This is a genomic window from Paenibacillus pasadenensis DSM 19293, assembly GCF_000422485.1.
GTDB classification, from domain to species: Bacteria; Bacillota; Bacilli; order Paenibacillales; family Paenibacillaceae; genus Paenibacillus_O; species Paenibacillus_O pasadenensis.
The window spans coordinates 55,028-81,292 of sequence record NZ_AULW01000036.1; the positions used below are offsets into that span (position 1 = coordinate 55,028).

The 26,265-nt window shown below is 63.8% G+C and carries 21 protein-coding genes; 17 read left to right on the top strand and 4 right to left on the bottom strand.

The genetic code is table 11. The features are described from left to right. The first annotated feature begins 4 nt into the window (after positions 1-4). The 5 genes from H582_RS0105805 to H582_RS0105825 all read left to right on the top strand — a co-directional run bounded on the left by H582_RS0105805 (position 5) and on the right by H582_RS0105825 (position 9,194). Positions 5-1,801, top strand: a complete 1,797-nt coding sequence (locus H582_RS0105805) for a cache domain-containing sensor histidine kinase (RefSeq protein ID WP_028597784.1) — start codon at positions 5-7, stop codon at positions 1,799-1,801. Continuing rightward, complete coding sequence (locus tag H582_RS0105810; RefSeq protein WP_028597785.1) at positions 1,798-3,408, top strand: response regulator transcription factor; 1,611 nt, start codon at positions 1,798-1,800, stop codon at positions 3,406-3,408. Before H582_RS0105805 ends, H582_RS0105810 begins: the two co-directional genes overlap by 4 nt. 103 nt (positions 3,409-3,511) lie before the next feature. Next, complete coding sequence (locus H582_RS0105815) at positions 3,512-5,137, top strand: glycoside hydrolase family 3 protein (RefSeq protein WP_240478951.1); 1,626 nt, start codon at positions 3,512-3,514, stop codon at positions 5,135-5,137. A 1,443-nt stretch (positions 5,138-6,580) separates the two neighbouring features. Further along, on the top strand, positions 6,581-8,371 hold the full coding sequence (pnpS, locus tag H582_RS0105820; protein WP_028597787.1) for a two-component system histidine kinase PnpS: 1,791 nt from the start codon (positions 6,581-6,583) through the stop codon (positions 8,369-8,371). 106 nt (positions 8,372-8,477) lie between these two features. Next, the gene (locus H582_RS0105825) at positions 8,478-9,194 is read left to right on the top strand and encodes a response regulator transcription factor (RefSeq protein ID WP_028597788.1); all 717 of its coding nucleotides are present in this window, start codon (positions 8,478-8,480) and stop codon (positions 9,192-9,194) included. Between the two features lie 207 nt (positions 9,195-9,401). On the opposite strand, the gene H582_RS0105830 is transcribed toward H582_RS0105825, so the two are convergent. Further along, positions 9,402-10,271, bottom strand: coding sequence for a helix-turn-helix domain-containing protein (locus H582_RS0105830; RefSeq protein ID WP_028597789.1), 870 nt, complete (start codon positions 10,269-10,271; stop codon positions 9,402-9,404). 172 nt (positions 10,272-10,443) lie between these two features. Between H582_RS0105830 and H582_RS0105835 the strand changes: the two genes are divergently transcribed. Next, entirely contained in the window at positions 10,444-11,523 is a 1,080-nt protein-coding gene (locus H582_RS0105835; RefSeq protein ID WP_028597790.1) for a Gfo/Idh/MocA family protein, read from the top strand. A 78-nt stretch (positions 11,524-11,601) separates the two neighbouring features. Here H582_RS0105835 and H582_RS0105840 read toward each other — a convergent pair whose 3' ends face one another. After that, complete coding sequence (locus H582_RS0105840; RefSeq protein WP_052333002.1) at positions 11,602-12,780, bottom strand: M20 family metallopeptidase; 1,179 nt, start codon at positions 12,778-12,780, stop codon at positions 11,602-11,604. A 268-nt stretch (positions 12,781-13,048) separates the two neighbouring features. Here H582_RS0105840 and H582_RS0105845 point away from each other — a divergent pair, with 268 nt between their 5' ends. From H582_RS0105845 to H582_RS0105870, 6 genes are all read left to right on the top strand, one after another. Continuing rightward, positions 13,049-14,503, top strand: a complete 1,455-nt coding sequence (locus tag H582_RS0105845) for a PTS mannitol transporter subunit IIBC (RefSeq protein ID WP_028597792.1) — start codon at positions 13,049-13,051, stop codon at positions 14,501-14,503. A gap of 112 nt (positions 14,504-14,615) precedes the next feature. Further along, on the top strand, positions 14,616-16,754 hold the full coding sequence (locus H582_RS0105850) for a BglG family transcription antiterminator (RefSeq protein WP_028597793.1): 2,139 nt from the start codon (positions 14,616-14,618) through the stop codon (positions 16,752-16,754). A 17-nt stretch (positions 16,755-16,771) separates the two neighbouring features. Further along, the gene (locus tag H582_RS0105855) at positions 16,772-17,203 is read left to right on the top strand and encodes a PTS mannitol transporter subunit IIA (protein WP_043110974.1); all 432 of its coding nucleotides are present in this window, start codon (positions 16,772-16,774) and stop codon (positions 17,201-17,203) included. Beyond that, complete coding sequence (locus tag H582_RS0105860) at positions 17,200-18,351, top strand: mannitol-1-phosphate 5-dehydrogenase (RefSeq protein WP_028597795.1); 1,152 nt, start codon at positions 17,200-17,202, stop codon at positions 18,349-18,351. The genes H582_RS0105855 and H582_RS0105860 overlap by 4 nt, the downstream gene beginning before the upstream one ends. Beyond that, positions 18,348-20,078: a phosphoenolpyruvate--protein phosphotransferase gene (ptsP, locus tag H582_RS0105865; protein ID WP_028597796.1), complete on the top strand. Its 1,731-nt coding sequence runs from the start codon at positions 18,348-18,350 to the stop codon at positions 20,076-20,078. The genes H582_RS0105860 and ptsP overlap by 4 nt, the downstream gene beginning before the upstream one ends. Before the next feature lie 2 nt (positions 20,079-20,080). Continuing rightward, positions 20,081-20,344, top strand: a complete 264-nt coding sequence (locus H582_RS0105870; protein WP_028597797.1) for an HPr family phosphocarrier protein — start codon at positions 20,081-20,083, stop codon at positions 20,342-20,344. A 123-nt stretch (positions 20,345-20,467) separates the two neighbouring features. Here the strand turns inward: H582_RS0105870 and H582_RS0105875 are convergent, their stop codons facing one another. Then, positions 20,468-20,722: a GlsB/YeaQ/YmgE family stress response membrane protein gene (locus tag H582_RS0105875; protein WP_028597798.1), complete on the bottom strand. Its 255-nt coding sequence runs from the start codon at positions 20,720-20,722 to the stop codon at positions 20,468-20,470. A gap of 332 nt (positions 20,723-21,054) precedes the next feature. Between H582_RS0105875 and H582_RS0105880 the strand changes: the two genes are divergently transcribed. From H582_RS0105880 to H582_RS0105895, 4 genes are all read left to right on the top strand, one after another. Next, complete coding sequence (locus tag H582_RS0105880) at positions 21,055-22,056, top strand: transglutaminase domain-containing protein (RefSeq protein WP_028597799.1); 1,002 nt, start codon at positions 21,055-21,057, stop codon at positions 22,054-22,056. Between the two features lie 98 nt (positions 22,057-22,154). Further along, on the top strand, positions 22,155-22,817 hold the full coding sequence (locus H582_RS0105885; protein ID WP_028597800.1) for a hypothetical protein: 663 nt from the start codon (positions 22,155-22,157) through the stop codon (positions 22,815-22,817). Between the two features lie 179 nt (positions 22,818-22,996). Further along, a complete protein-coding gene (locus tag H582_RS0105890) occupies positions 22,997-23,656 on the top strand; it encodes a nitroreductase family protein (RefSeq protein ID WP_043110975.1) in 660 nt (219 codons plus the stop codon). Positions 23,657-23,749: 93 nt separating this feature from the next. Continuing rightward, positions 23,750-24,118 (top strand): DUF3243 domain-containing protein, encoded by a 369-nt coding sequence (locus H582_RS0105895; RefSeq protein WP_028597802.1) that lies wholly within the window; start codon positions 23,750-23,752, stop codon positions 24,116-24,118. Positions 24,119-24,300: 182 nt separating this feature from the next. Here H582_RS0105895 and H582_RS29840 read toward each other — a convergent pair whose 3' ends face one another. Next, positions 24,301-25,161 carry a LysR family transcriptional regulator gene (locus tag H582_RS29840; protein ID WP_028597803.1) on the bottom strand — a complete coding sequence of 287 codons (861 nt, stop codon included), beginning with the start codon at positions 25,159-25,161 and terminating at the stop codon, positions 24,301-24,303. A gap of 190 nt (positions 25,162-25,351) precedes the next feature. Here H582_RS29840 and H582_RS0105905 point away from each other — a divergent pair, with 190 nt between their 5' ends. Beyond that, on the top strand, positions 25,352-26,263 hold the full coding sequence (locus H582_RS0105905) for a phosphate ABC transporter substrate-binding protein PstS family protein (RefSeq protein WP_028597804.1): 912 nt from the start codon (positions 25,352-25,354) through the stop codon (positions 26,261-26,263). Positions 26,264-26,265: the final 2 nt, after the last annotated feature.

The window sequence follows — 26,265 nt, forward strand, 5'->3', positions numbered from 1 at the left end:
GGCCGTGAACCTGAGACCGAAGCTGCTGCTCGCCTTCATCCTGCTCATCGTCGTGCCGGTTGCAGCGTCGGGCGTCGTGTCCTTCCTGTATTACGAGCATCTGATCGAGAAAAAATACAACGAGCAGACAGAGCTGACGATGAATGCGGTCGGCCGCAACATCACGAACTTTTTCGACGAAATGAACCGCTTGACGGACGTGAACCTGACCAGCTCGGTCGTCCAGCATACGCTTAAGATCAACGCCGATCCGGACGGAGGAGCCAGCTCTCTGATCGCGATCGGCATGGCCGAGAAGGAGATGGGACCGCTGCTGTTCCAGAATCCGGCCATCAGCTATATCGCCCTCTACGCCAACAACGGCGCGCTGTTCCGCTCGACGCGGAACGATCCGACGACGTTCAAGCCGATCGCCTACGACAAGCTGAGGCTCCATCCCTCCTATGAGGAGGCGGTCAAGCTCAACGCCAAGCCGCTCTGGATCGGCCCCTACGAGCAGGAGGAGCTGACGGGCAAGGAGTTCACGCTGTTCACTCAGATGCGCCTCGTCAAGGACCGGGAAAGCCTGAGCGATCTGGGCATCATGGTCACCCAGTTCAAGTCGTCGGGCGTGGACGAGATCCTCACCGACTTCAAGGGCAGCGAGGACGACGGCTCGCGCTATTACATCCTCAACCGCAACGGGCTCGTGCTGCTCGACAGCGAGACGGATATGGAGGGCAGCTACATCAGCAGCTCCAGCTACGCGTCGGCGAGCCCCGGCACGCCTTATGTGAGCGGGCGGGCGGAGTTCCTCCATACCGACAGCCTCGTCTCCTCGTACTGGCTCGGCATCAACGACTGGATGCTCGTGTCGGCCAAGCCGTGGAGCTCGCTCATGAGCGAGAACGTCGCCTTTGTCAAATGGATCAGCCTGCTGACGGGCCTCAGCCTGCTGTCCGCGGTGCTGTTCAACGTCTTTTTCGTCAACCGGGTCGCCAAGTCGATCATCCGCGTCGTGCGCAAGATGCGGCTCGTCGAGCAGGGCCTGCTCGACATCCGGGTGCCGGTGCAGGGCAAGGACGAGACGGTGCTGCTCGGCAACAGCTTCAACAGCATGACCGAGCGGCTCGGCCGGCTGCTGACCGAGGTGCGGGAGGAGCAGATCCGCAAGCAGCGGGCGGAAATGATGCTCATGCAGGCGCAGATCAAGCCGCATTTCCTGTTCAACACGCTGGAGTCGATCAACGCGCTGGCCGCGCAGAACGAAGGCGGCAAGATCATGCTCATGGTGCGCCGGCTCAGCCAGCTGCTGCGCACGAGCATGCATCAGAAGGAAGAGATCACCGTGCACGAGGAGCTCGAGCATGTCCGCAGCTACCTCGAGATCCAGAAATACCGGTTCGAGGATCTGTTCTCGTACGGGATGGAAGTCGACGAGGACGCGCGCGAATATCGCATCCTCAAGCTGACGCTGCAGCCGCTCGTGGAGAACAGCATCCAGCACGGCTTCGACGGGCTGGAGCGTCCCGGCGTCATCTCGGTGCGGGTCGAGCTGCGTCCGAACGCCATCGTGCTGACGGTCGAGGACAACGGAATCGGCATGGACGGACCGACGCTGCGGCGCGTGGCCGAGGGCAAGAAGGACGAGAAGTGGAGCCCGATGGAAGACGGGGAGCGGGGCGGACTCGGCCTGCGCAACGTGGCGGACCGGCTGCGGATCCACTACGGCCCTTCCTACGGCATGATGATCTGCAGCAGCCCCGGCGAGGGGACGATCATCCGCTGTACGATACCGCGCAATAAGGGGGATCTCGAATGACGGGCAAGGTCATGATTGTCGACGACGAGCCGCATATTACGCGCAACCTCGAGAAGGTCATCCCCTGGGAGATGCTCGGCCTCGAGGTGGCGGCTACGGCCAAGAACGGTAGGGAGGCGCTGGAGGCGCTGCAGGGCGGCGAGATCGACCTGCTGCTCTGCGACATCCGGATGCCGGTCATGGACGGCATGACGCTGGTCAAGACGATCCGCGATGCCGGCATGGATCTGGACATCATCATGCTGTCGGGCTACCAGGATTTCAGCTACACGCGCACGGCGATCCAGTACGGCGTGCAGGATTATATCCTCAAGCCGATCCCGTACGACGAGCTGACCGGCGTCATCGCCCGCGTCATGAGCCAGCGGCGGGCCCGGCAGCGGCAGCAGCAGGACGAGCGCGTGCGGATGAACGCCGTGCTCGACCTCGCCAACGAAAAGGTGCTGTTCGACGTGCTCAAGGACTATACCGACGTGTCGCACAACCACTGGCTCGTCGCCGAGGACGAGCATGAGCTGAGCGGCCGCTCCTACCTGCTGCTCGTGCTCGACATGGACGCCGGCGCGGAGGAGGCCAAGGACTGGCGGGAGTGGAACGACAAGGAGCGCAAGCTGTGGAACTTCGCGGTCGCCAACGTGCTGCGCGAGTCGCTGCGGCGCAGCGGCATGCGCCATGCCGTCATCCAGATGCGCGACGGCGAATGGTGCGTGCTCGCCGCGATGAAGGAGGGCTATCGGTTCGATCGGGGAGAGACCTCCCAGTGGATTGAAAAGCTGCTGGAGGAGATCCGGAAGCATGTCAAGCTCAGCCTGCATGCCGGCGTCTGGGGCGATCTGGTCGACATGAAGGGGCTGTCGACCGCGTACAAGCGGGTGCATCGCTCGATGCAGCTCGATCCCGAGGCGGAGCGGATCCGCTTCTTTACGGGGGAGACCTTGCTGCAGAACGTCTCGCATGAGGTGCTCTGGTCGAGCTCCGAGCGGATCCTCGAGGCGCTCAAGCGCGGCCATGCGCAGGACGTCAACGAGGAGATGAAGCTGCTCTCCTCCCGCCTGCAGTCGCTCGGCACGCCCGAGCTCGGCCGCATCAAGCCGGTGCTGCACTACTTCGCGCTCCATCTGATGCGCGAGATGAAGGAGATGCAGCTGCTCGGCAAGGAGCAGGAGGAGGCGCTCTGGCGCAAGCTCGACCGGCGCATCAGCGCCAAGGACCTGCTCAGCGTCATCCGCCAGACGGCGGACGCCGGCTTGGCCGGCTCGAGCGACAAGAAGAAGCATTCCGAGCGCACGATCGCCGAGGCCAAAGCCTACCTCGACCGCAACCTGTACCGCGACATCGGCGTCGAGGAGGCGGCGACCCGCGTCGGGCTGAGCACCTCGTATTTCAGCCTGCTGTTCAAGCAGACGTACGGCGAGACGTTCATCGAGTACGTCACGCGCCAGCGCATGGAGAAGGCGAAGCAGCTGCTGGAGAACACCTCCAAGAGTGTCGCCCAGATCTCCAAGGAGGTCGGCTACTCGGAGCGCCGCTACTTCACCAAGGTCTTCATGAAATATACGGGAGAAAACCCGACCGACTTCCGCGCGAGGCTGCAGCAGCCGGGTTGAAAAGGCTTAACTCTTCCTAGATTATGATCGCGAGTGCTGGTACAATTAATCGTGATGAACTTTATTTCGATCATTTTTCGAAGAGGGGTAGGAAGAAATAATCATGTCTATGATTGAATCGCGCAATTCGGCGCCGAAACCGTATGACGGGTGGTCGCTGCGGGAAAAGGCGGCCCAGCTGTTCGTCTTCGGCTTCCACGGCAAGCAGCCGTCGGACGATATTCTCGGCATCATCGAGCGGCACGGCGTCGGCGGCGTCATCTACTTCACGCGCAACATCGACGACGCCCGCCAGGTGCACGAGCTGTCCTCGCAGCTGCACCGGGCCGCCTCGGAGGCGGGACGTCCGCCGCTGCTCGTGAGCATCGACCAGGAGGGCGGCATGGTGGCGCGCATCGTCGACGGCGTGACGCTCATGCCGGGCAACATGGCGCTCGGCGCCGCGGCATCCCGCGAAGGCGCCTACGAGACGGCGCGCATCTGCGGCGAGGAGCTGCGCCTGCTCGGCGTCAACCTCAACTTCGCGCCCTGCATCGACGTCAACAACAATCCCGACAATCCGGTCATCAACGTCCGCTCCTACGGCGATCGTCCGGAGCTCGTGTCCGAGCTCGGCTCGGCGGCTGTGGAGGGCTTCCAGTCGGCCGGAGTGGCCGCCACGGTCAAGCACTTCCCGGGCCACGGCGATACGAGCGTCGACTCGCATCACGCGCTGCCGGTCGTCGCGCATGACCGCCAGCGGCTCGAGGAGATCGAGCTGCCGCCGTTCCGCGCCGCCATCGCGGCCGGCGCCGACGTCATCATGACCGCGCATGTCTGCCTGCCCGCGCTCGACCCGAGCGGCGTGCCGTCCACGCTGTCGCAGCCGGTGCTGACCGGCCTGCTGCGCGGCGAGCTCGGCTACGATCGCGTCATCGTCACCGACTGCCTGGAGATGGACGCGATCGACAAGACGTACGGGCCTGGCGAAGGCTCCGTGCGCGCGATCGAGGCGGGAGCCGACCTCGTGCTCATCAGCCATACGATCGGCAAGCAGCTCGCCGGAATCGACGCCGTCGTGCAGGCCGTCGAGGAAGGCCGCTTGTCCGAGGAGCGGCTGGAGAAGTCGCTCGACCGCATCCTTTCCTTGAAAGAGAAGCTCGGTGCCGGCGAGCCCCTCGCCTCCTGGGAAGAGAGCGCGCCGCGCATCGGCACGGCGGACAACCGGGCCGTCGCCGAGCGCTGGAGCGAGGCGTCCGTGACGCTCGTCAAAAACGAGGGCGGCCTGCTGCCGCTGCCGGCCGAGGGACGCACGCTCGTGCTGTGGCCGGAGATCAAGGCCGTCTCGGTCGCCGACGAGATGCTGTCGGGCGACGGCACGCTCGGCAGCTGGCTAACCAAGCTGCTGCCGAACGTCGAGGAGCGCCGCCACGATGACCCGCAGGCTCTCGACGGGCTGGAGGCGTTCGACCGCATCGTGTTCGTCAGCTACGACGCCTCCAAGCATCCGCAGGAGCTTGAGCTGGCGGAGCGGCTGCTGGCGGCGGCGAGCGACCGTACGGTCGCCGTTTCGGTCCGCAATCCGCTGGACCTGGGCCGGTTCCCGTCGGTGCAGGCGTTCCTCGCCGTGTACGAGTGCCGCCCGCTGGCGCTGCGGTCGGCGGCCAAGGCGCTGGCCGGCGAGCTTACGCCGTCGGGCAAGCTGCCGATGGCTCTGAGCAAGGCGTATCCGTTCGGATTCGGGCTGTAGGCCGGAATTGAATTGTGTAAAAGTCCTTCCTTCGGGAGGGACTTTTTTATTGGACGAACAGGCCGCTGCGCAGGCCGAGCCGACTGGGACGAGAAGCCCGCTGCGCGAGCCGAGCCTTTCTCCGATTCCACTGGAAGCCGGATGGCTTGATCCCCTGACCTCCTATGCGGAGGCCATCCGTCTTCCAAGAGGACCGCTGCCGCTTCTCCGAAAGGCATCGTCTCGCTTCGCTCCCTTCGTCCCGCCGCCCGCCTCCACCCCCTTTTTATAGGGGGTGGACCGTCTCCCGCATACCTGGGAGACGGCAGTCCTAACTGCGCCCAGCGCTTGGCCACGCCATGAGGGCGGGCCAGTAAGTCGAAAAAATCGAGTTAATAGGCGCTTGCAGGGGCGGAGTCGAGGCAGTAAGTCGAAAAAATCGAGTTAGGTGGAAGGCGATCGGGGAAGGTCGGGCTGAGTTACGCGGAAAAACCGAGTAACTCGGGCATGCAGCGAGAGAAACGGGTGGAGTTGCGCGGAAAAACCGAGTAACTCGGGCACGCAGAAGGAAAAATGGCGGAGTTACGCGGAAAAACCGAGTAACTGGGGTGTGCAGCGAGAGAAACGGCGGAGTTACGCGGAAAAACCGAGTAACTCGGGTGTGCAGCGAGAGAAACGGCGGAATTACGCGGAAAAACCGAGTAACTCGGGTGTGCAGCGAGAGAAACGGCGGAATTACGCGGAAAAACCGAGTAACTCGGGTGTGCAGCGAGAGAAACGGCGGAATTACGCGGAAAAACCGAGTAACTCGGGTACGCAGCGGGAGAAACGGCGGAGTTACGCGGAAAAACCGAGTAACTCGGGTACGTAGTCAATCGGAGGATTGGGGAGCCATTGGTCAGCGGAGCGTCTTGTATGAGAGAGTCCATTTTTAGGAGCGGAGCCTTCCCGCGAAGCGGTGCATGATCAAGGACCAGGAGCGAAGCGGGCGGGGAGCTCGTGAAGAAGCGGCAGCGGTTCCCTTGGAGGCCGGATTCCACCCCTGCTGGGGAATGGGATCAAAGGAATCTGGGCTCCAGGGAGATCGGAACGAGCCCCCGTCCCGCGAAGCGGTACGGTCCTGCCCTCCATTTCCGCGGAGCGATGCGGTCCTGCCCTCCAAATCCGCGAAGCGGCACGGTCCTGCCCTCCAAATCCACGAAGCGGCACGGTCCTGCCATCCATTTCCGCGAAGCGATACGCTCCTCCCGCTCTGCCTCCCCGCGAAGCGATACGCTCCTCCCGCTCTGCCTCCCCGCGAAGCGATACGGTCCTCCGCTCCGCCTCCCGAGAAGCGATGCAATCTCGGCTGCATTTCCGGCCGTATGAAATTTTACACAAAGTTTACAATACTGCTATGGCGCCTTTGACTCGCGGGAGGTACGATAAATGGACGAATTCAGATGACAGCGGGGAGATTTTGGCATGAAGCGTTTTCGGGTCCGCCTCACGTGGATCATGATCGTCATGATCGGGCTGTCGGTCACGGCAGCCGGCTTGTTGATGGGCAAGACCTATAAGGACAACCATATCTCCGCCCTCGAGGAAAGCATGCTCCGCGAGATGAAGGTGATCAACGCCCACCTCGACTGGAGCCTCGCGGACAAGCCGGACGAGGGGCAGGCGTATTTCAGACAGCGGGCATTGGATTTCAAGGAGCTGACCGGCGCGCGCGTGACGTTCATCCGCAAGGACGGCAAGGTGCTCGGCGACTCCGACTCCGATCCGAACGCCATGGACAACCACAGCGGGCGCAAGGAGGTGCTCGAGGCGGAAGCCGAGGGCTCCGGCCGGGCGATCCGCCACAGCGATACGGTTCGGCAGAACATGCTCTACGTCGCCGTCGCCGCCGATCCCGAGCAGCTGCCGTCCGACCTGATCCGGCTGTCCTACAGCCTCGCATCGGTGGAGAGCAGCGTGAACAAGCTATGGACGGTGCTTATCGGCGGCCTGATCCTGCTCTTCCTGCTGTCGGCGGCCGTCAGCTACCGGGTCGCGCTCGGCCTGACGCGGCCGCTCGAGCAGATCACCGGCGCCGCGCGCCGCATCAAGGCGATGGACTACTCGGTTCGGGTCGACATCCGCAGCAAGGACGAGATCGGCGAGCTCGGCACGGCGATAAACGCGATGGCCGAAGGGCTGCAGGTGCAGATGAACCGCATCCAGGAGAACGAGACGCAGCTGTACAGCGTCCTCGACAACATGACGAGCGGCATCGTCATGATCCATCCCGACGGCCGCATGGTGCTGCTGAACCGCCGTGCGGAGGAGGTGCTCGGCTTCGAGCATCGCGAGATGGTCGGCAAGCACTACAGCGAGGTCAAGCAGCAGTACGAGCTGTCGCAGTTCATCCAGCAGGGCATCGACAACCAGGAGCCGATGCACGACGAGATCACGTTTTATTTCCCGGAGGAAAGGCTGCTGGAGCTCAACCTCGTCCCCGTGTACGCGAGCGACGACCGCTACGGCGGAGCGCTGCTCGTGCTGCATGACGTATCGGCGATCCGCCGCCTTGAGCGGATGCGCAGCGAGTTCGTCGCCAACGTCTCGCATGAGCTGAAGACGCCGGTGACGGCGATCAAGGGCTTCGCCGAGACGCTGCTCGGCGGCGCGGTGCACGATCCGGTCATGTCGCAGCAGTTCATGCAGATCATCTACGACGAGAGCGAGCGGCTCAACCGGCTCATCGGCGACATCCTCGAGCTGTCCAAGGTAGAGTCGAGGCGAGTGCCGCTGCAGCTGTCGCCGGTCGACCTGACCGCGTTCCTGCGCCGCTCGATCGAGGTCATGGAGCCGGAGGCCGCCAAAAAAAGGATCGCGCTGGAATCGTCGATCGCGGATGGCATTTTCCTGGAGGCGGACGAGGACCGGCTGCGCCAGATCATCATCAACCTGCTGCAGAACGGCATCAACTATACGACCGAAGGCGGCCATGTCACGCTTTCCGCATCGCTCGCGACTCGCGACGACGGCGTGGAGGCCGTGCGCATCCGCATCAGCGACACGGGCATCGGCATTCCGAAAAAAGATCTTCCGCGCATTTTCGAGCGGTTTTACCGGGTGGACAAGGCCCGCTCGCGCGTCAGCGGGGGCACCGGCCTCGGCCTGTCGATTGTGAAGCATCTCGTGGAGCTGCACAAGGGCATGATCACGGTCGACAGCACGGTCGGCATCGGCACGGCGTTCACCCTGGAGCTGCCGGTCATTCAGCCATAGGGGGAAAAATGATCTTTTTGCCTCGCCGCAGGGCTTGTCATGTTAAGATAGAGATAACAATACCGAGAACGGGCATCCGTTCCGGACGGCTGGAGGTTTGACGATCATGTCGCACAAAGTGCTTGTCATCGAGGATGAGCCCACTCTTTCGAGGCTGCTCTCGTACAACTTGACGCAAGAAGGCTACGACGTGACGGTCTGCGATCATGGAGGAGAAGGGCTGCAGGCGGCGATTCAGCGCAGCTTCGACCTGATCATGCTCGACATCATGCTGCCGGGGATGAACGGCTTCGAGGTGCTGGGCAAGCTGAGGCAGAGCGGGATCAAGACGCCGGTCATCATCCTGACGGCGCGCACGGCGGAGGAGGAGGTCGTCCAGGGCCTCAAGCATGGAGCCGACGACTACATCACCAAGCCGTTCGGCGTCGCCGAGCTGCTGGCCCGCGTCTCGGCGGTGCTGAGGCGCTCCGGCCATGCGGTGGCCGATACGGCGCAGCCGCAGGACAAGGTCATCCGAGCCGGAGACCTCGCGATCTATCCCGAGCGCTACGAGGTCATCCTGGCCGGGGAGCAGGTGCCGCTGCGGCCCAAGGAGTTCGAGGTGCTGCTGTATCTCATCCAGCGGCCCGGCATGGTCATCACGCGCGACGATCTGATGAATGTCGTCTGGGGCTTCGACTACATCGGCGGCCAGCGCACCGTCGACGTGCATGTCAGCTCCCTCCGCAAAAAGCTCGAGCTGGGCGCCAATTCGGTCTGCATCGAGTCGATCCGCGGCGTCGGCTACAAGCTCGTGCTGCCCAAAAAAGTCGGCGCAGGCTGAGCGGGCAGCGCTGAGCGCTGGCATAGAGAATGCGCCGGCGGGCCGCCGACGGGCTTGGCTGCCTCGCTTTCGGGCCGGCCGCCCGGCTTGGCCGCCTCGGGAAATGAGGCTGCCGCAAGCCTGCTCCGCGCCCGCCGCGATCGCAAAAAAGCTGTCTCCCCGTCGAGAAACGGGCGAGACAGCTTTTTCAATTCGTCGAAGCTTCGGTCAGCTGCGTCCCCAGGCGAGCATCTTCTTCTGGAATTCCTTGGGCGAGCAGTCGTTGTACTTCTTGAACATCTTGTAGAAATGGGCCATGTTCGGCATGCCGATCCGGTCGCCGACCTCGGAGATGCTCAGATCCTTCGTCAGCAGGATGCGCTCGGCCCATTTGATCTTGCGGTAATTGACATACTCGGTGAAGCTCAGTCCGATGGTTTTTTTGAAGTACTTGACGAAATAATAATAGCTCATGTTGGCCAGCTTGCACACTTCCTCGACCTGGATGCGGTCGGTGAGATGCTGCTCGACGAACGTCAGCACGGGCTTCAAGCGGAGGCGGTCGAAGTCGTCCTGGTCGGAAAGGATCTTGCGCTTGTCGTTGCGCAGCAGCAGCAGCAGGATGCGCTTGACGAGCATGCCGACGGCAAGCTCGTAGCCGATCTCCTTGACGGTCGTCTCGGCAAGAATGTCTCGAACCGTTTGCCCGATTTCGTTCTTGACATGGGAGTTTTCCTGGAAGATGTAGTTCACTTGGCTGAGCGGGTGGTTCGTCTCCATGAAAAAGCGCATGTACGGCATCGTGCTGTGGTCGAAAAACTGCTCGAGGTCGAACTGCAGCACGATATAGTCGAGCGAGCCGGAGCTGCTCCGGTCCCGGTGCAGCTGGCTGGCGCCGATGATCGCGACGTCGCCCTCGGCGAGATCGAAGCGCTCCTCCTCGACATGGACCTCCAGGCTGCCGCTCAGGACGAGCAGCAGCTCCAGCTCGCGGTGATAATGCCAGTTGATGTGCAGATTATGGTCGCGCTGCGACCGAAAGACGCGCAGCGACAAAAGAGGGTTTTCATAAAGGACCTTTTCGTTATAGACTTCCAAGGGGGAGAGGCCTCCAATACCAAGATCGCATAAAACGAGCGCTAGAAAGAAGCTTTATTTTTGCCGATCGGTTCTCTTATACTTATTTTAGTGTTTGAAGCATGCGCCTTCAAGCGTTCCCCTAAAAAACCAACTTCGATCCACGTTAAGGATACCGGGAGGAAATGAACACATGTCCAAAGTACGTGTTGGAATCATCGGCTGCGGCGGCATCGCCAATGGCAAGCATATGCCGTCCCTGGCCAAAGTAAGCGAAGCGGAAATGGTGGCGTTCTGCGACATCGAGCGCGGCCGCGCCGAGGAAGCGAAAGCGAAGTACGGCAGCAGCGAGGCGGCCGTCTACGAAAACTACCATGACCTGCTGAACGATCCGTCGATCGCGGTCGTGCATGTATGCACCCCGAACGACTCTCACGCAGACATCGCGATCGCCGCGCTGGAGGCGGGCAAGCATGTCATGTGCGAAAAGCCGATGGCAAAGACGGCCGACGACGCCCGCCGCATGCTCGAAGCGGCGAAGCGCACGGGCAAGAAGCTGACGATCGGCTACCAGAACCGCTTCCGCGGCGATACGCGCTACCTGAAGGACGCTTGCGTCCGTGACGAGCTGGGCGAGGTCTACTTCGCCAAGGCCCATGCGATCCGCCGCCGCGCGGTGCCGACCTGGGGCGTTTTCCTCGACGAGGAGAAGCAAGGCGGAGGCCCGCTCATCGACATCGGCACGCATGCGCTCGACCTGGCGCTGTGGATGATGGACAACTACAAGCCGAAGGTCGTGCTCGGACGCGCCTACCACAAGCTGTCGCAGACCGAGAACGCCGCCAATGCCTGGGGACCTTGGGATCCGGCGAAGTTCACGGTCGAGGACTCGGCGTTCGCGATGATCACGATGGAGAACGGCGCTTCGATCGTGCTGGAGTCGAGCTGGGCGCTCAACTCGCTCGAAGTCGACGAGGCGAAGGTGTCGCTCAGCGGCACGAAGGCCGGAGCCGACATGAAGGGCGGCCTGCGCTTCAACGGCGAGGAGAACTCCCGCCTGTACGTCAAGGAGATCGAGCTGAACAGCGGCGGCGTCGCCTTCTACGAGGGCGCCTCCGAGGATCCGGGCGAGCTGGAGGCCCGCGCATGGATCCAGGCTGTCATCAACGATACGGAGCCGGTCGTCACGCCGGAGCAGGCGCTTGTCGTCTCCGAGATTCTCGAAGCGATCTACGAGTCGTCCAAGACGGGCAAGGCCGTCTACTTCGACTAAAGCCCCAAAAACCTCAACAGCCGGCTGCGGAACGAATCCGCAGCCGGCTTTTTTGGCGTTCATGACGGTCCGATCAGGCTATCGGCCGCCCTCGAACTCGTCGCGGACGGCCCGGTACAGCGACTCGTCCGCCATCACCTCGAGCGCCGTCGCCGCGAGCAGCCGCGCGCCGGCCAGCATCGCGTCCAGCGCCTCCTCGCGCATGGCCGCATCGCGGAATTCGACCGTGTGCAGCCCGAGCTTTTCCTCCACGACCTTGAGGTAGGGATGGATCGCCGGGCAGCGCAGCGAAACGTTGCCGAGGTCGAGCGAGCCGTGGTCGCTGCCCGAGAGCACCTGCTCGTCCGGCACGCCCTCGAGACGCAGCATCCGCTGGTACGTCTCCGACAGCGCTTCGTTCGTGCGCAGCTCGTCGTAGCTGAACTCGAACGGCGTGATCTCGAGCCGGCAGCCGGTCTGCAGCGCCGCGCCTTGCGCGCAGGCCCGCACGCGCTCCGTCAGCTCGTCGCGATAGGCGCTGTCGGCCGCGCGCACGTAGAACTGGGCCGCGGCATGGCCGGGGATGATGTTGGGCGCCTGGCCGCCCTCGCTGACGATGCCGTGCACGCGGGCATCGCTGCGCATCTGCTGGCGCAGGGCGTTCACGGAGCCGAACAGCAGCAGCACGGCGTCGAGCGCGTTCACCCCGAGATGCGGGCTGGCGGCGGCGTGGGCGGTGCGGCCGTAATAATCGAACTGCAGCGCGTGCATCGCCAGCGAGCGGCCCGACCGCTCATGCGCGTGGTACGGATGCGCCATCAGCGCGAAGCCGCAGTCGTCGAACCAGCCGGCCTCGCTCATCGTGACCTTCGCGCCGCGCGTCTCCTCGGCCGGCGTGCCGTACACGCGGATGCGTCCGCCGATGCCGCATGCGTCGAGCGCTTCCTTCAGCAGCGCGGCGGCGGCGACGCCCATGACGCCGATCAGATGATGCCCGCATGCATGCCCGATGTCCGGCAGGGCGTCGTACTCGCACAGCAGTCCGGCCACCGGGCCGGGCCGGCCGGTATCGTACTCCGCCACGAACGCCGTCGGCAGGCCGAGCACGCCGCGCTTCACGTCGAAGCCTTGCCTCTCCAGCTCGTCCGCGAGCTGCGCCGAGGCGTAGAACTCTTCATGGCCGAGCTCCGGACGTTCCCCGATCGCCCTCGACAGCTGCTTCCAGCCTTGTCCGCTGCGTTCTGCGGCCGCTTGGAAAATAGACGCGAAATCAGGCATAGCGATTCCTCCCGAAACAGACAATGTAGGATGGCGAAGCCATCATTCCTCCAGTATACCGCAGGATGGCGGGTGGAGGCGCGTCCAGTGGCCGAAGCCCCCTTTTTAGGGCGCCTTTCTTCCCTTTTAAAGAAATGGCAGGAGCATTGATGACAAGATAGCGTTTTCATTTTATTGAGCGCTTGCGTTTCGTAGCATAGAATGAACCAGAACGAAGGGCCTAGCGCGCAGGGCTCCTTCGGCAAGTCAACTCGAGGAGGAATCCACTGTGGCGCAATCCACCAAATCCGCATCCGGAGGCGCACGCGTAGGCGTGCAGAAGTTCGGACGCTTTCTCAGCGGCATGGTCATGCCCAATATCGGCGCATTCATCGCCTGGGGCCTGATCACCGCGCTCTTCATCCCGACCGGCTGGTGGCCGAACGAATACTTCGCCAAGCTCGTCGGTCCGATGATCACCTACCTGCTGCCGCTCTTGATCGGCTATACCGGCGGTACGATGATCCACAAGCAGCGCGGCGGCGTCATCGGCGCCCTGGCGACGATGGGCGTCATCGTCGGCGCGGACATCCCGATGTTCCTCGGCGCGATGATCGTCGGCCCGGCCGCGGCCTGGGTGCTCAAGAAGTTCGACGAGGCGATCGAAGGCAAGGTCCGCTCGGGCTTCGAGATGCTCGTCAACAACTTCTCGCTCGGCATCATCGGCGGCGCGCTCGCGCTGGTCGCCTACTCGCTGATCGGCCGTGCGATCGAAGCGGTGACGAACGTGCTTTCCGCCGGCGTCGACTTCCTCGTCGCCCATCACCTCATCCCGCTCGTCAACATTCTGATCGAGCCGGCCAAGGTGCTGTTCCTCAACAACGCCATCAACCACGGCGTGCTGAGCCCGATCGCCATCGAGCAAGCGGCGAGCGCCGGCAAGTCGATCCTGTTCATGCTGGAGTCGAACCCGGGACCGGGCCTCGGCATCCTGCTCGCCTACATGATCGTCGGCCGCGGCTCCGCCCGCCAGTCGGCTCCGGGAGCGGCGATCATCCACTTCTTCGGCGGCATCCATGAGATCTACTTCCCGTACATCCTCATGAATCCGCGCCTGCTGCTCGCGGTCATCGCGGGCGGCGTCACCGGCACGCTGACGTTCTCGATCGTCGGCGCAGGCCTTGTCGGACCGCCGTCTCCCGGCAGCATCATCGCGTACCTGGCGATGGCTCCGCGCGGCGAGATCCTGCAGGTGCTGAGCGGCGTGCTCACCTCGGCGATCGTCTCCTTCCTGATCGCAGCGCTGCTGCTCAAGACCTCCAAGCAGAAGGACGACGAGGAGTCGCTGGAGGAAGCGGCGCAGCGCATGAAGGACATGAAGGCGCAAGGCATGACGCCGGCTGCCGGAGCGGCTGCGGGCGCACCGGCCTCGATCATTGCTTCCGCGTCTGAAACGAAGGCAGGCTCGGACATCCGCAAAATCGTCTTCGCCTGCGATGCCGGCATGGGCTCGAGCGCGATGGGAGCTTCGATGCTGCGCAAGAAGCTCAAGTCGATCGGCTCCGATGTCGAGGTGACGAACACGGCGATCAGCGACCTTCCGTCCGACGCCGACGTCGTCATCACGCATCATACGCTGACGGACCGCGCCCGCTCGGTCGTTCCCGCAGCGGAGCATGTTTCCATCGACAATTTCCTCAAGAGCCCGGAATACGACAAGCTGGCGGAACGCCTGAAGCCGTGATTCGCGCTTGACCTGACAAGACGGATGGATGCCGGAGCCGCGAGCTCCCGGCATCCATGGCGTCTTTCCGGCATTTTGTCCGAAAAGCAGAAGCGAGGAGGAGGAGGGACGCATGGAGCTGACGCATCGCATGAGACGCATGCTCGATCTGCTGCTTCATTCCGATGCCGATGACATCACCGTCGCCGAGATCGCCCGCCGCATCCAGGTCAGCTCGCGCACGGTGCATCGGGAGCTCGACGCGCTCGAGGGCTATCTGCATCGCAAAGGCGCGCGGCTGCTGCGCAAGGCAGGCTCCGGCCTGCGGCTCGAAGCGGACGAAGAACGCCTCCTCCGGCTGAAGCGCGAGCTGGACGCGCCGGAGGAGGCGGAGTTTTCCGCCGAAGAGCGGCAGCTGCATCTGCTCGCCCGGCTGCTCGGCAGCGCCGAGCCGATCAAGCTGTTCGGGCTGGCGTCCGAGATGAAGGTGACCGTGCCGACCGTCAGCGCCGACCTCGACGATCTGGAGGCGTGGATTGCGGCGAACCGGCTGGAGCTCGTGCGCCGCCGCGGCTACGGCATCGAGCTGGCCGGCGCCGAAACGGCCCGCCGCGATGCGGTCCGAGCGCTGCAGCGGCTGAGGCTTGACGATCTGGCGCTGCTGTCGCTGGACGAGGAGCGGCTGCGGCATCCGATCGACGAGAGCATCGCCGACTTGTCCGGCACGTCCCGCATGCCCGAGATCGAGGACGTGCTCTGGCGCTGGGAAGAAGAGCAGGACGACCATCCGCTGAGCGAGCAGGCGTATACCGACCTGCTCGTCCGGCTGGCGATCGCCGCCGAGCGCATCGGCCGCGGCCATGTCGCGCCGCTGTCCGAGCTGGAGGAGCTGCGCGGCTACTATCGGCGCCCGGCTCCGGAGACGGAGCGGCTATGCGACCTGCTGCAGGAAGAGACGGGCTTGACCTACGGAGAGTCGGAGCGCCACTATGCGCAGCTGCTGCTCGAGCGGGCGGCGCGCCGGTCCGCCGGTCCGCTGCCGGCGGAGGATCTGGAGCTTGCGACGATCGTCCGTCAGCTCATCCGCCGCATGGACGAGATCGGCGGCGGGGACTACGAGTCCGACCGCTCGCTGCGGGACGGCCTGTATGCCCATCTGAAGGCCGCTCTCGAGCGGATCGCCGCCGGCCAGCGCATCCGCAATCCGCTGCTGGAGGCGGTGCGCAAGGATTACGCCGAGCTGTTCGCGCAGGTGCGGGCGGCAAGCGATGCGGCGCTGCGCAACTGGACCGTGCCGGAGGAAGAGATCGCGTTCCTCGTCATGCATTTCGGAGCGAGCCTGGAGCGCCGCCAGCAGCTGAGCCAGCCGCTGCGGGCGATCATCGTCTGCACGAGCGGCATCGGCTCCTCGCGCATGCTGGCGACCCGCCTCGGCAAGGAGTTCCCGCAGCTGGACCTCGTCCAGCAAGCCTCCTGGTACGAGGCGAGCCGAATCCCGCCGTCGGCCTATGACATCATCATCAGCACCGTCGACCTGCCGATCGCGGCGAGCCGCTACATCAAGCTCAGTCCGCTGCTCGATTCCGGGGAGGCGCAGCGGCTGCGCGAGTTCATCCGCTCTCGTCCGCGCGAGAAGGAATCCGGCGAGCCGGCCCTTCAGGACGGAGCGGAGACAGGGCCGTTCGACGCCACGCTCGCCGCGCCTCAGCCGCAGCCCGCAGACGGGCCCGCAGACGGCCGCGGGCCGGAGCAGTCGCTGCTCTCGGTCAGCCGAGCGGCCGCGGAGTGCGCGCGGCTGCTGGAGGACTTTCGCGTGCTGCAGCTGCGGACGGCGTCCGCCAGCCTGCGGCCGATGCTGCTGGAGGCTTGCCGCCGTCCGGAGCTTGCCGCATCGGTGCGCGACGCGGAAGAAGTCGTCGACCGCCTGATCGAGCGGGAGGCGCATGGCACGCAGATGCTTCCCGGCACCGATCTCGCCCTGTTCCATACGCGCAGCGGGAACGTTTCCCGGCCGCTGCTCGCGCTGTTCGAGCTTGAGCAGCCGCTGCGGCTCGATCCGGATCCGGACGCGCCGGCGCTGCGCAGGTTCCTGCTCATGCTGGCGCCGCTGGCGCTGGCGCGCGAGAGCCTCGAGGTGCTGAGCGAGATCAGCGCCTCCTTGCTGGACAGCGAGATGATCGAGGTGCTGGCGGCAGGACGCGAAAACCGCATCCGCGCCGATCTGGCCGTCCATTTGAAGGCGTATCTGAATCATAAATTAGAAAGAGAATAAAGGAGTGCTTGACCCACATGCTGAAATCTGAACTCATCCGACTGAACGTAGCCGTCAAGGACAAATGGGAGGCCGTTCGTTTGGCGGGCCAGCTGCTCGTCGACGCCGGCCATGCCGATGCCGATTATGTGGAGAAGATGGTCGAGCGCGAGCAGGCGCTGTCCACCTACATGGGCAGCGGACTCGCGATCCCGCACGGCACGAACGAGGCGAAGGCGCTCATCCGCTCCACGGGGCTGTCGGTGCTGCAAATTCCGGGCGGCGTCGACTTCGGCGGCGACGAGCCGGCCGTGCTCGTCGTCGGCATCGCCGCGCAGGGCGGCGAGCATATGGACATCCTGACGAGCGTCGCGATGGTGTGCTCCGAGGAAGAGAGCATGGAGCGCATCCGCACGGCCCGAAGCGCCCAGGAGATCATCGACATCTTCGAAAGCGGGATGGAAGAATGAAGGCGGTCCACTTCGGAGCGGGCAACATCGGCCGCGGCTTCATCGGCCTCCTGCTCTCGCAAGCCGGCTACGAGGTCGTCTTCTCCGACGTGAACGAGCCGCTCGTCCGCGAGCTGCAGCGCCGAGGCGAGTACACGGTGACGCTGGCCGAGGAGGAGGGCCGGCAGTTCCGCGTCGGCGGCGTGAGCGCAATCGACGGCCGCGACCCGCAGGCGGTCGCGGAGGCGGTCGCGGAGGCCGACCTCGTCACGACGGCCGTCGGCGTCGGCGTGCTGCGGCATATCGCCCCCGGCATCGCCGCAGGGCTGAGGCTCCGCTTGGAGCGGGGCGCAGCTCCGCTGCAGCTGATCGCCTGCGAGAACGCGATCGGCGCCAGCTCCATCCTCAAGCAGCAGGTCATGGAGCGGCTGAGCGGCGAAGAGCGCGAGGCGCTTGCCGCCTGCACCGCTTTTCCGGACTCGGCGGTCGACCGGATCGTGCCGATCCAGCATCACGAGGATGTGCTCGCGGTGACGGTCGAGCCGTTCTACGAGTGGGTCGTCGACCGCTCGCAGCTGCTGCCCGGCACAGCGGAGATCCCCGGCGTCCGCTATGTCGACGATCTGGCGCCGTACATCGAACGCAAGCTGTTCACGGTCAACACGGGCCATTGCTCGGCGGCCTACGCCGGTTATGCAAAAGGCTTCGCCACGATCCAGCAGTCGATGCAGGATGAAGAGGTTGCCGCGTTCGTGCGCGCCGTGCTGCGGGAGACGGGCGACATGCTCGTCCGCAGCTACGGCTTCGACCCGGCGGAGCATGAAGCCTATGTCGAGACGATTCTCGGCCGCTTCCGCAACCCGCATCTGACGGACGAGGTCGAGCGCGTCGGCCGCTCGCCGCTGCGCAAGCTGTCCCGCGAGGACCGGCTCGTCCGGCCGGCGCTGCTCGCGCTCGCGCTCGGCCTGCCGGCGGATCGGCTCGCCGAGGCGATGGGCCTTGCGCTGCGCTTCGATGTCGCCGGCGATCCCGAGGCGGTGCAGCTGCAGCAGGCGCTGCGCGAGCTCGGCCCGGCCGGCGCGCTGGCGCAGGCGAGCGGCCTCGACGCCGGCCATCCTCTCCTCGCGGCTGCGGCTGCGAGCTACGAACAGGAGGCGCAAGCATCATGACGACAATCGCATGGAAAGGCACGGCGGCATCGCCGGGCATCGCCATCGCCAAGGCGCTGCGGCTGGAGCCGGCCGCGGCGATCCCGGAGCGGCGCGCCGTCGCCGATTCCGAGGCGGAAGCGGCTCGCCTGAAGGCGGCCGTCGCCGAGGCGAAAGAGGCGATCGAGGCGATCCGCCGCTCGACGCTGGAGCGGATGGGCGAGCAGAAGGCCGAGATTTTCGAGGCGCATCTGTTTCTGCTGGACGATCCGGAGCTGATCGAAGCGGCCGAGGACAAAATCCGGGACGAGCGCATCAACGCCGAATCGGCGCTCCATGAAGTGGCTGCCGGCATCGCCGAGCTGCTCCGCTCGATGGACGACGAGCTGCTGCGCGAGCGCGCGGCGGATGTCGGCGACGTCGCGGGTCGGGTCGTCCGCATCCTCGAAGGCCGCGACGGCGGCACGATGTCCGGCCTCAGCGAGGAGACGATCCTCGTCGCCGAGGATTTGACGCCGTCCGATACGGCGCAGCTGGATCTCGACTATGTGAAGGGCTTCCTGACCGAAGTCGGCAGCCGCACGTCGCACTCCGCCATCATGGCGCGCTCGCTCGAGCTGCCGGCGATCGTCGGCGCCGGCCGCGAGGCCGGCCGCATCGAGACCGGCACGATGCTCGTGCTCGATGCGGTCGAAGGCGTCGTGCTCGTCGATCCTTCCGCCGAGGAGCTGGAGCGCTATCGGCTGCTCAAGCGCGAGTACGAGGAGAAGATGGCGCGGCTGCGCGGCTTCGTCGACCGTCCGTCGGTCTCCGCCGACGGCCACGAGGTCGAGCTGGCCGCCAATATCGGCAGCGTCGCCGATGTGGCCAAGGTGCTGGAGAGCGGGGCGGACGCGATCGGCCTGTTCCGCACGGAATTCCTTTATATGGGACGCAGCTCGCTGCCGACCGAGGAGGAGCAGTTCTCCGTCTACCGCCATGTGCTGGAAAAGATGCAAGGCAAGCGCGTCGTCATCCGCACGCTCGATATCGGCGGCGACAAGGAGCTGCCTTACCTCGATCTGCCCAAGGAGAGCAATCCGTTCCTCGGCCGGCGGGCGATCCGCCTCTGCCTGGCCGAGGAGGAGCTGCTGCGCGTGCAGCTGCGCGCGCTGCTGCGGGCCAGCGCCTACGGCCGCCTGGCGATCATGTTCCCGATGATCGCGGTCGCTTCGGAGCTCCGCGACGCTAAGCGCATCCTCGCCGAGGAGCGCGCCAAGCTGGAGCGGGACGGCATCGCCGTATCGAGCGGGATCGAGGTCGGCCTCATGATCGAGATTCCGGCCGCGGCGCTGAATGCCGACGCGCTGGCCCGCGAAGCGGACTTTTTCAGCATCGGCACGAACGATCTGATCCAGTACACGATGGCCGCCGACCGCATGAACGAATCGGTCGCCTATCTGTACCAGCCGCATCATCCGTCGATCCTGCGCCTCGTCGAGATGGTCATCCGCGCCTCGGAGCGCCATGGCCGCTGGACCGGCATGTGCGGCGAGATGGCCGGCGATCCCGACGCGATCCCGCTGCTGCTCGGCCTCGGCCTGCATGAATTCAGCATGAGCGCGTCCACCGTGCTGTCCGCCCGCGAGCAGATCTCCCGCCTGTCCCGCGCCGACTGCGCGGAGCTGGCCCGCCAAGCGCTGGAGCTCGAGTCCCAGGACGAGGTGCTGAAGCTCGTCCGCCACTATACCGCAAGGAGTGAAGCATAATCATGGCATCCGGTACATTCACCGTCATTCACCCGCAGGGCTTCCATGCCCGTCCGAGCAAGCTGTTCGTCGAGAAGGCGAATGCGTTCCCGTGCAAGGTGACGCTGTACAAAGGCGAGAAGAAGGCCAACGGCAAAAGCTCGCTCGGCCTGCTGACGCTGGGCATTTCCGCCGGCAGCGAGATCCGCCTCGAAACCGAAGGCGAGCAGGAAGAGCAGGCGCTCCGCGAGCTCGGCGAGATGCTGACGAAAATTTACGAGGAATAATTCGCTTGACCGCTGCAAGCGCGCACGCAAAAAGAAGCCGCTTCCCCGACCGGGGAAGCGGCTTCTTTGCGTCAGGCGCATCTAGCCTGGCGCCTGGCCGGTCAGACGGCCGCGCGGCCTGCGTTAGCGGGCGCGGCGCATGCTGCCGAGGATGAGGCTGACGATCGCGACCAGCACGATGGCTCCGATCAGCGCCGGGATGAAGTAGAACCCGCCTACGACCGGACCCCATTCGCCAAGCAGCAGCGCGCCGAGCCAAGCGCCGACGAAGCCGGCGATGATGTTGCCGATGATGCCTCCCGGAACGTCGCGTCCGACGAGCATGCCAGCCAGCCAACCGATGATGCCGCCGACGATAAGTGCCCATAACCATGCCATGATGTGTTTCCTCCCTTAGTCGTTTCGTATTTTTTGGTCTCGCTCATGCTATTAAGTAACCGTGCCGGCAAAGCTCCAATCACCTTGTCGTCAGCCCGGATCCTGTTTCGCTTAGGATGTCCGCACGCAGCCGCCTTTATTTATAAGGGAAGCGCGATCTGCATAAATAGTTCTATAGAACTAATTCGTTTGGCGGATATTCAATAAATCCTGATTCAATCCGAAGAAATACCTAACTAAATACCCGTGCCATAAGAACCATAAAACGATATATTGATCGTTCGTTAGTCTTATATCGCAATCCGGCAACGGGTGAAGGGGAGGAATCGGATATGATCGGACGTGGAATCGGCGAAGCTCAGTCAGCGGCAATGGAGGACGGAAGCCGCGAGGCGAGGCGGCGGATCGGAAGCAAGCCGTTCCGGCGGACGGGCAGGCTTGCGCTGATCGCCATCCTGTCCGCGAGCCTGCTGCTCGGCGCGGCGCTGCCGGCCGCTGCGGCCGCGGATGCGCCGATCGCGAAAGCGGCGAAGGGAAGGATCGGCGCGAGCAAGGCCGATATCGCCTACGCGGCCGATCCTGCCGTCGCGACGGCCCGGCCGGCAGCGGCCGTCGCCGAGCCTGACGCCGTGCCTGTCCTCGAGGCTGCGACGTTCGAGGAGATCGCGGAGCTGATCTACGGCGTCATGAAGGACGGTTACGGCGAGCGGGCGACGGTCCTGTACCGCGGCAGCACGGAATCGCTGGACCAGAAGCTGCAGCAGGTGTTCAAGGCGGTCGGCGCCAAGGACGACGACCTGCGCTTTGTCCTCAAAAAGATGACCTGGAACTGGACAAGCACGGCCTACTCCGCGACGATCGACTATCGCATGTCCTATTGGGAGACGTCCGAACAGACCGAGGCCGTCAACGAAGAAGCGCGCAAGGCTGTCCAGTCGCCGGCCATTGCCCGCAAGAAGGAAGGCCGCGAGCAGACGCTGGCGATCTATGAATGGGTGATGGACCGGTTCCGCTACGACCGCACGCTGGAGGAGCATTCCGCATATGCGGGACTGTACGGCAAGAACGGAACGGTCTGCCAGGGCTATGCGCTCATGCTTCATCGCCTGCTGCAGGCGGCCGGCTACGAGAGCCGCATCGTGTACGGCAAGTCCAAGGGCGATCTTCATCTCTGGAACATGGTCCGCCTGGACGGCGTCTGGCAGCATCTGGACGCGACGCTGGACGATCCCGGAGCGGGCAAAAGCAAGCTCGCCTATTTCCTCCGCTCCGACGCCGCCATGGCAGCCGACCACAGCTGGGACCGCTCGGCATACCCCGCCGCCGGCCGCTGACCGTTCGAGAGGCGGGGCGCGAGCCGCCTCGAAGTTCGTCAAACGCTTTCCCTTTGTTGGACGGGATGGTAAGATGGACGCATGAGGAGGATGCGTTCATGACGACTAATCAAAATACCGACGAGCTCCAGCCAGGACAAGGAGCCGAAGCGGCGACGCCGGGACAGCCTCAGCTGACCGAGGAGGAGCTGCAGCAGATGATCGCTGCGCTTTATCAGCACGGCGAGCTCGCGCTCAGAAGCTTCTATCAGGACGAATACGAAGTAGACGGACAAGTGGTGAATCACCCGATGTACGGGCCGCTGTTCACCTACCGGCTGCTCGATGCCAATAAGAATCCCCATTCCGTAGGCTTCTTCATGAACGAGCTCGTGCACAATTTCCAAAAGAACGAGGATCCGGCTCTCTGGATGTCGTCGTTCTTCGTGGACATCCTGCGCGGCGAGCGCAGCCGCCTGCTGCCGCCGCCGCCGCAAAACGAAGAGGAAGCGAAATACCTGTTCGACCAGATCATCGTTCCGCATTGCGCCAAGATGTGCCGCGCCGAGTTCGAGGACGAGCCGGTCCATGTCGACATCGACATCCATCCGGACCACGGTCCGGTCGTCGAGGCCGGCTTCCCGTCGATCCGCGAGGGCAACAACGTCGTCGCGATGCCGTTCCACTACTTGCTCGCGCTGCATCTGCTGAATCGCGATACTGCCGACCCGCTCATCACCGGTCTGTACAAAATCCGCGAAGAGCATGGCCTGGACGCTTGACCGATTCATCCCGCCGTCCCTTGGAAACCAGGGGACGGTTTTTTCTTGCCGACCTGAGAGCTACCTGAGAGCTCAAGCGGCCGGCAGCTAAGCACGGGAGTTTATTCCGACCTATTGACAGGGATTAATCTCCTCCCTATACTGTGGTTATTATCATAACAGTTCAAGGAGTGGGAGACATGTCGACGACGAATCCACAAGCGAGCCTGCCGGCCGCAGATTTCCATGAGGTGATCAAAAGCAGAAGATCGGTCCGCAAATATGATCCGGACTTCAAGCTGACGGACGAAGAGATCAAGGAGCTTCTGACGACGGCAACGCTCGCTCCTTCCGGAAGCAACATGCAGCCGTGGCGCTTCATCGTCATCACCGACTCGGAGCTCAAGCAGAAGCTGCTCCCGATCGCCTTCAACCAGGAGCAGGTCGTCGCCGCTTCGGCCGTCATCGCCGTGCTCGTCGATCTCCAGGCGTATACGGAAGCTCCCCGCATCTACGGCAAAGCGGTCGAGGCCGGCTATATGAACGAGGAGACGGCCGCCAAGCTGGTCGAGAACATGAACCGCTTCTACGGCTCCCTGCCGCCGGAGCGCGCGCTCCAGTCCGCTCTGATCGACGGCGGCCTCGTTTCCCAGCAGCTCATGCTGGCCGCCCGCGCCCGCGGCCTCGACACCGTGCCGATGGCCGGCTACAACGTCGACCAGTTCCGCGAGCTGCTGCAGATTTCCGACCGCTACGCCAACGTCATGCTGATCGCGCTCGGCAAAGCGGCGCAGCCCGGACACCCAAGCGTCCGGCTGCATGTCGACGAGATCACCCATTGGAACGGCTTCAACGTCTGATGCCGGATCGCGGACAGGCGGTCTGATTCGCCGCATTTCCACTCGGGTAAGGAGTCCTCAGGGCAGGACAACGACTACGGGAGGCGATGAATCATGGCTCATCTGGACGGCACGAAGGACGAACCGAAAGCGACGGAAGCTTTCGATCGGGTGAAGGATACGATCGGCGGCATGGACGAATCCAAAAAGAACGAGATTCTCGGCAGCTTCGACGAGTTCAAGAGTTATCTCGGCAACCGGATCGATCTCGCGCGGCGCATCGGACTCGGCGACGAGCAGCTGGCCGCGGCCGCCGAGAAGGTCGCTGGTTATCTGGCGGAGCATGAAGAGCCGCGCAACGCGGAGGAGAAGCTGCTCCAGGAGCTGTGGAAGGTCGGCAAGGAAGAGGAGCGGCATATGCTCGCCCACATGCTCGTCCGCCTCAGCCAGGAAACGAACGAGCCTGTGCTCGAACGTTCCTAGCCACAATGCTATTAATAGAAGCAGCGTGACGCCGGCAAGCTTCAGGTTCATCGGCCGTTCCCTAGCGGGAAGGGCGGCTTTTCCGACAAAACACAAGACGGGATGGAGCAGACGCTCCATCCCGTCTTGTGTTTTGTCGGAACGAATGCTTCATCGCTTCGAATGAAATCCGCAGGAGGGAGTCAGCCGCCGCGCCTCGTGTCGGCGAACAGAGCGAGCAGCATCGGCTCGTCCTTGCGCGCGAGCAGCGGTCCGGGTGCGAGCTCGAGGCCGTAGGAGGGGGCTCCGGGAAGCGGGATCAGCCGCAGTCCGGCCGCGCCGCTGGCCGCCGCCGCCGGATGATGCCGGCTGAAGTCGGGCACGATAGCAAAACCGAGGCCTTGCGCCGCGAGCGTCCGGGCCGTGCCGAGATCGGCGGACGTGTACGTTTCCCGGAGAGCGCTGCGGCGGGATTCGCTCCACTCGAGGCATAGCCGGCGCAGCTCCGTGCCGGCAGGCGGAGCGATCCACGGCGATTGCGAGGCGAGCAGAGAATCGGCCGACGCTCCCGCGTAGGCGGGATGAGAGGCGGATACCGCCAGCTTCAGCTCGGCCTGCCAGTAGACGCTGCCCGCTACCGAAGGCGGCTCGGCCCGCTCGGATACGATCAGATCAGGCTCCTCCAGCCGCCGCTCGGCGGTGAAGTCGATCGCCCGTCCGAACGGCTCGAGCAACGAGGCGGCAAGCGCGGCGGCCTGCTCGCGGCAAGGCGCGTCGATCCGCACCGCCAGCCGCTCTCCCGCTGCCGCGAGCAGCCGCATCTCCAGCCGCGCTTCCTCATGCAGCCGGATGATCTCGCGCGCGAAGCGCAGCAGCGCCTTGCCGGCATCGGTCAGCAGGATGCGGCCGGTTTTCGACTCGAACAGCTCCGTCCCCCATTCCTCCTCCATCTTCTTCATATGAAAGGTTGCCGTAGGCTGCTTGAGGCCGAGCTCGCGGGCGGCGGGAGTCACCTTCTTATGCTTGTCCAGCAGAACGAGCAGCCTCCATTTAACGATTGTCATGATGGATCTTCCCTTTCGCCATGAAGTATAGATATTTTATGTGAATATGCTTGCTTTATTATAGATAAAATAAATGCAATTTTACAATTACCTTTACAAAGCGAACATACGGCATTAACAACCGGCTCGTACAATGAATCTCGTAAGGCAGATCAAAACTCGGATCTTCGGAAGGGGAAACAAAAACAAGATGAAAAAGACGATGCTGGTCCTGATGACGACGGTGCTTGCCTTGACGCTGGCTGCCTGCGGAAGCAAGAACGACGCGAACAGCGGAGGAGCGGAGGGCGCAAGCCTGAGCGGCTCGATCCTCGCGGCAGGCTCCACGGCGATGCAGCCGCTGGTTGAGCAAGTATCCCAGAAATTCATGGCCGAATCGGAATATAGCGGAGTCACGGTGCAGGTTCAAGGCGGCGGCAGCGGCACCGGCCTGACTCAAGTATCGGAAGGACAAGCCGACATCGGCAACTCGGACATCTTCGCCGGCGAGAAGTTCACGGATGCCGACGCGGACAAAGGCAAGGAGCTCATCGACCATCAAGTCGCCGTCGTCGCCATGGCGACCGTCGTCAACAAGAATATCGCCATCGACGACCTGTCGAAGCAGCAGCTGGTCGACATCTTCACCGGCAAAGTGACGAACTGGAGCGAAGTCGGCGGTGCCGACGAGAAGATCGTCATCGTCAACCGTCCATCGAGCTCCGGCACGCGCAAGACGTTTGAAAAGTACGGACTCGGCACGAAATCCGAAGATCTTCCGGGCAACATCCAAGAGGATTCCTCCGGCACGGTCAAAAAGCTCGTCGGCGAAACGCCGGGAGCGATCGGCTACCTGGCGCTCTCCTACCTCGACGATTCGGTGAAGACGCTCAAGCTCGACGGCGTCGAAGCGACTCCGGACAACGTCAAAACCGGCGAGTATCCGATCTGGGCCTACCAGCACATGTACACGAAGGGCGAGCCGAACGAAGTCGTCAAAGCGTTCCTCGACTACATGGTCAGCGACGACATCCAAAAGACGGACGTGACCGACCTGGGCTACATTTCCATCAACGACATGCAAGTGACGCGCGATGAAGCCGGCACGATCACGAAAAAATAACA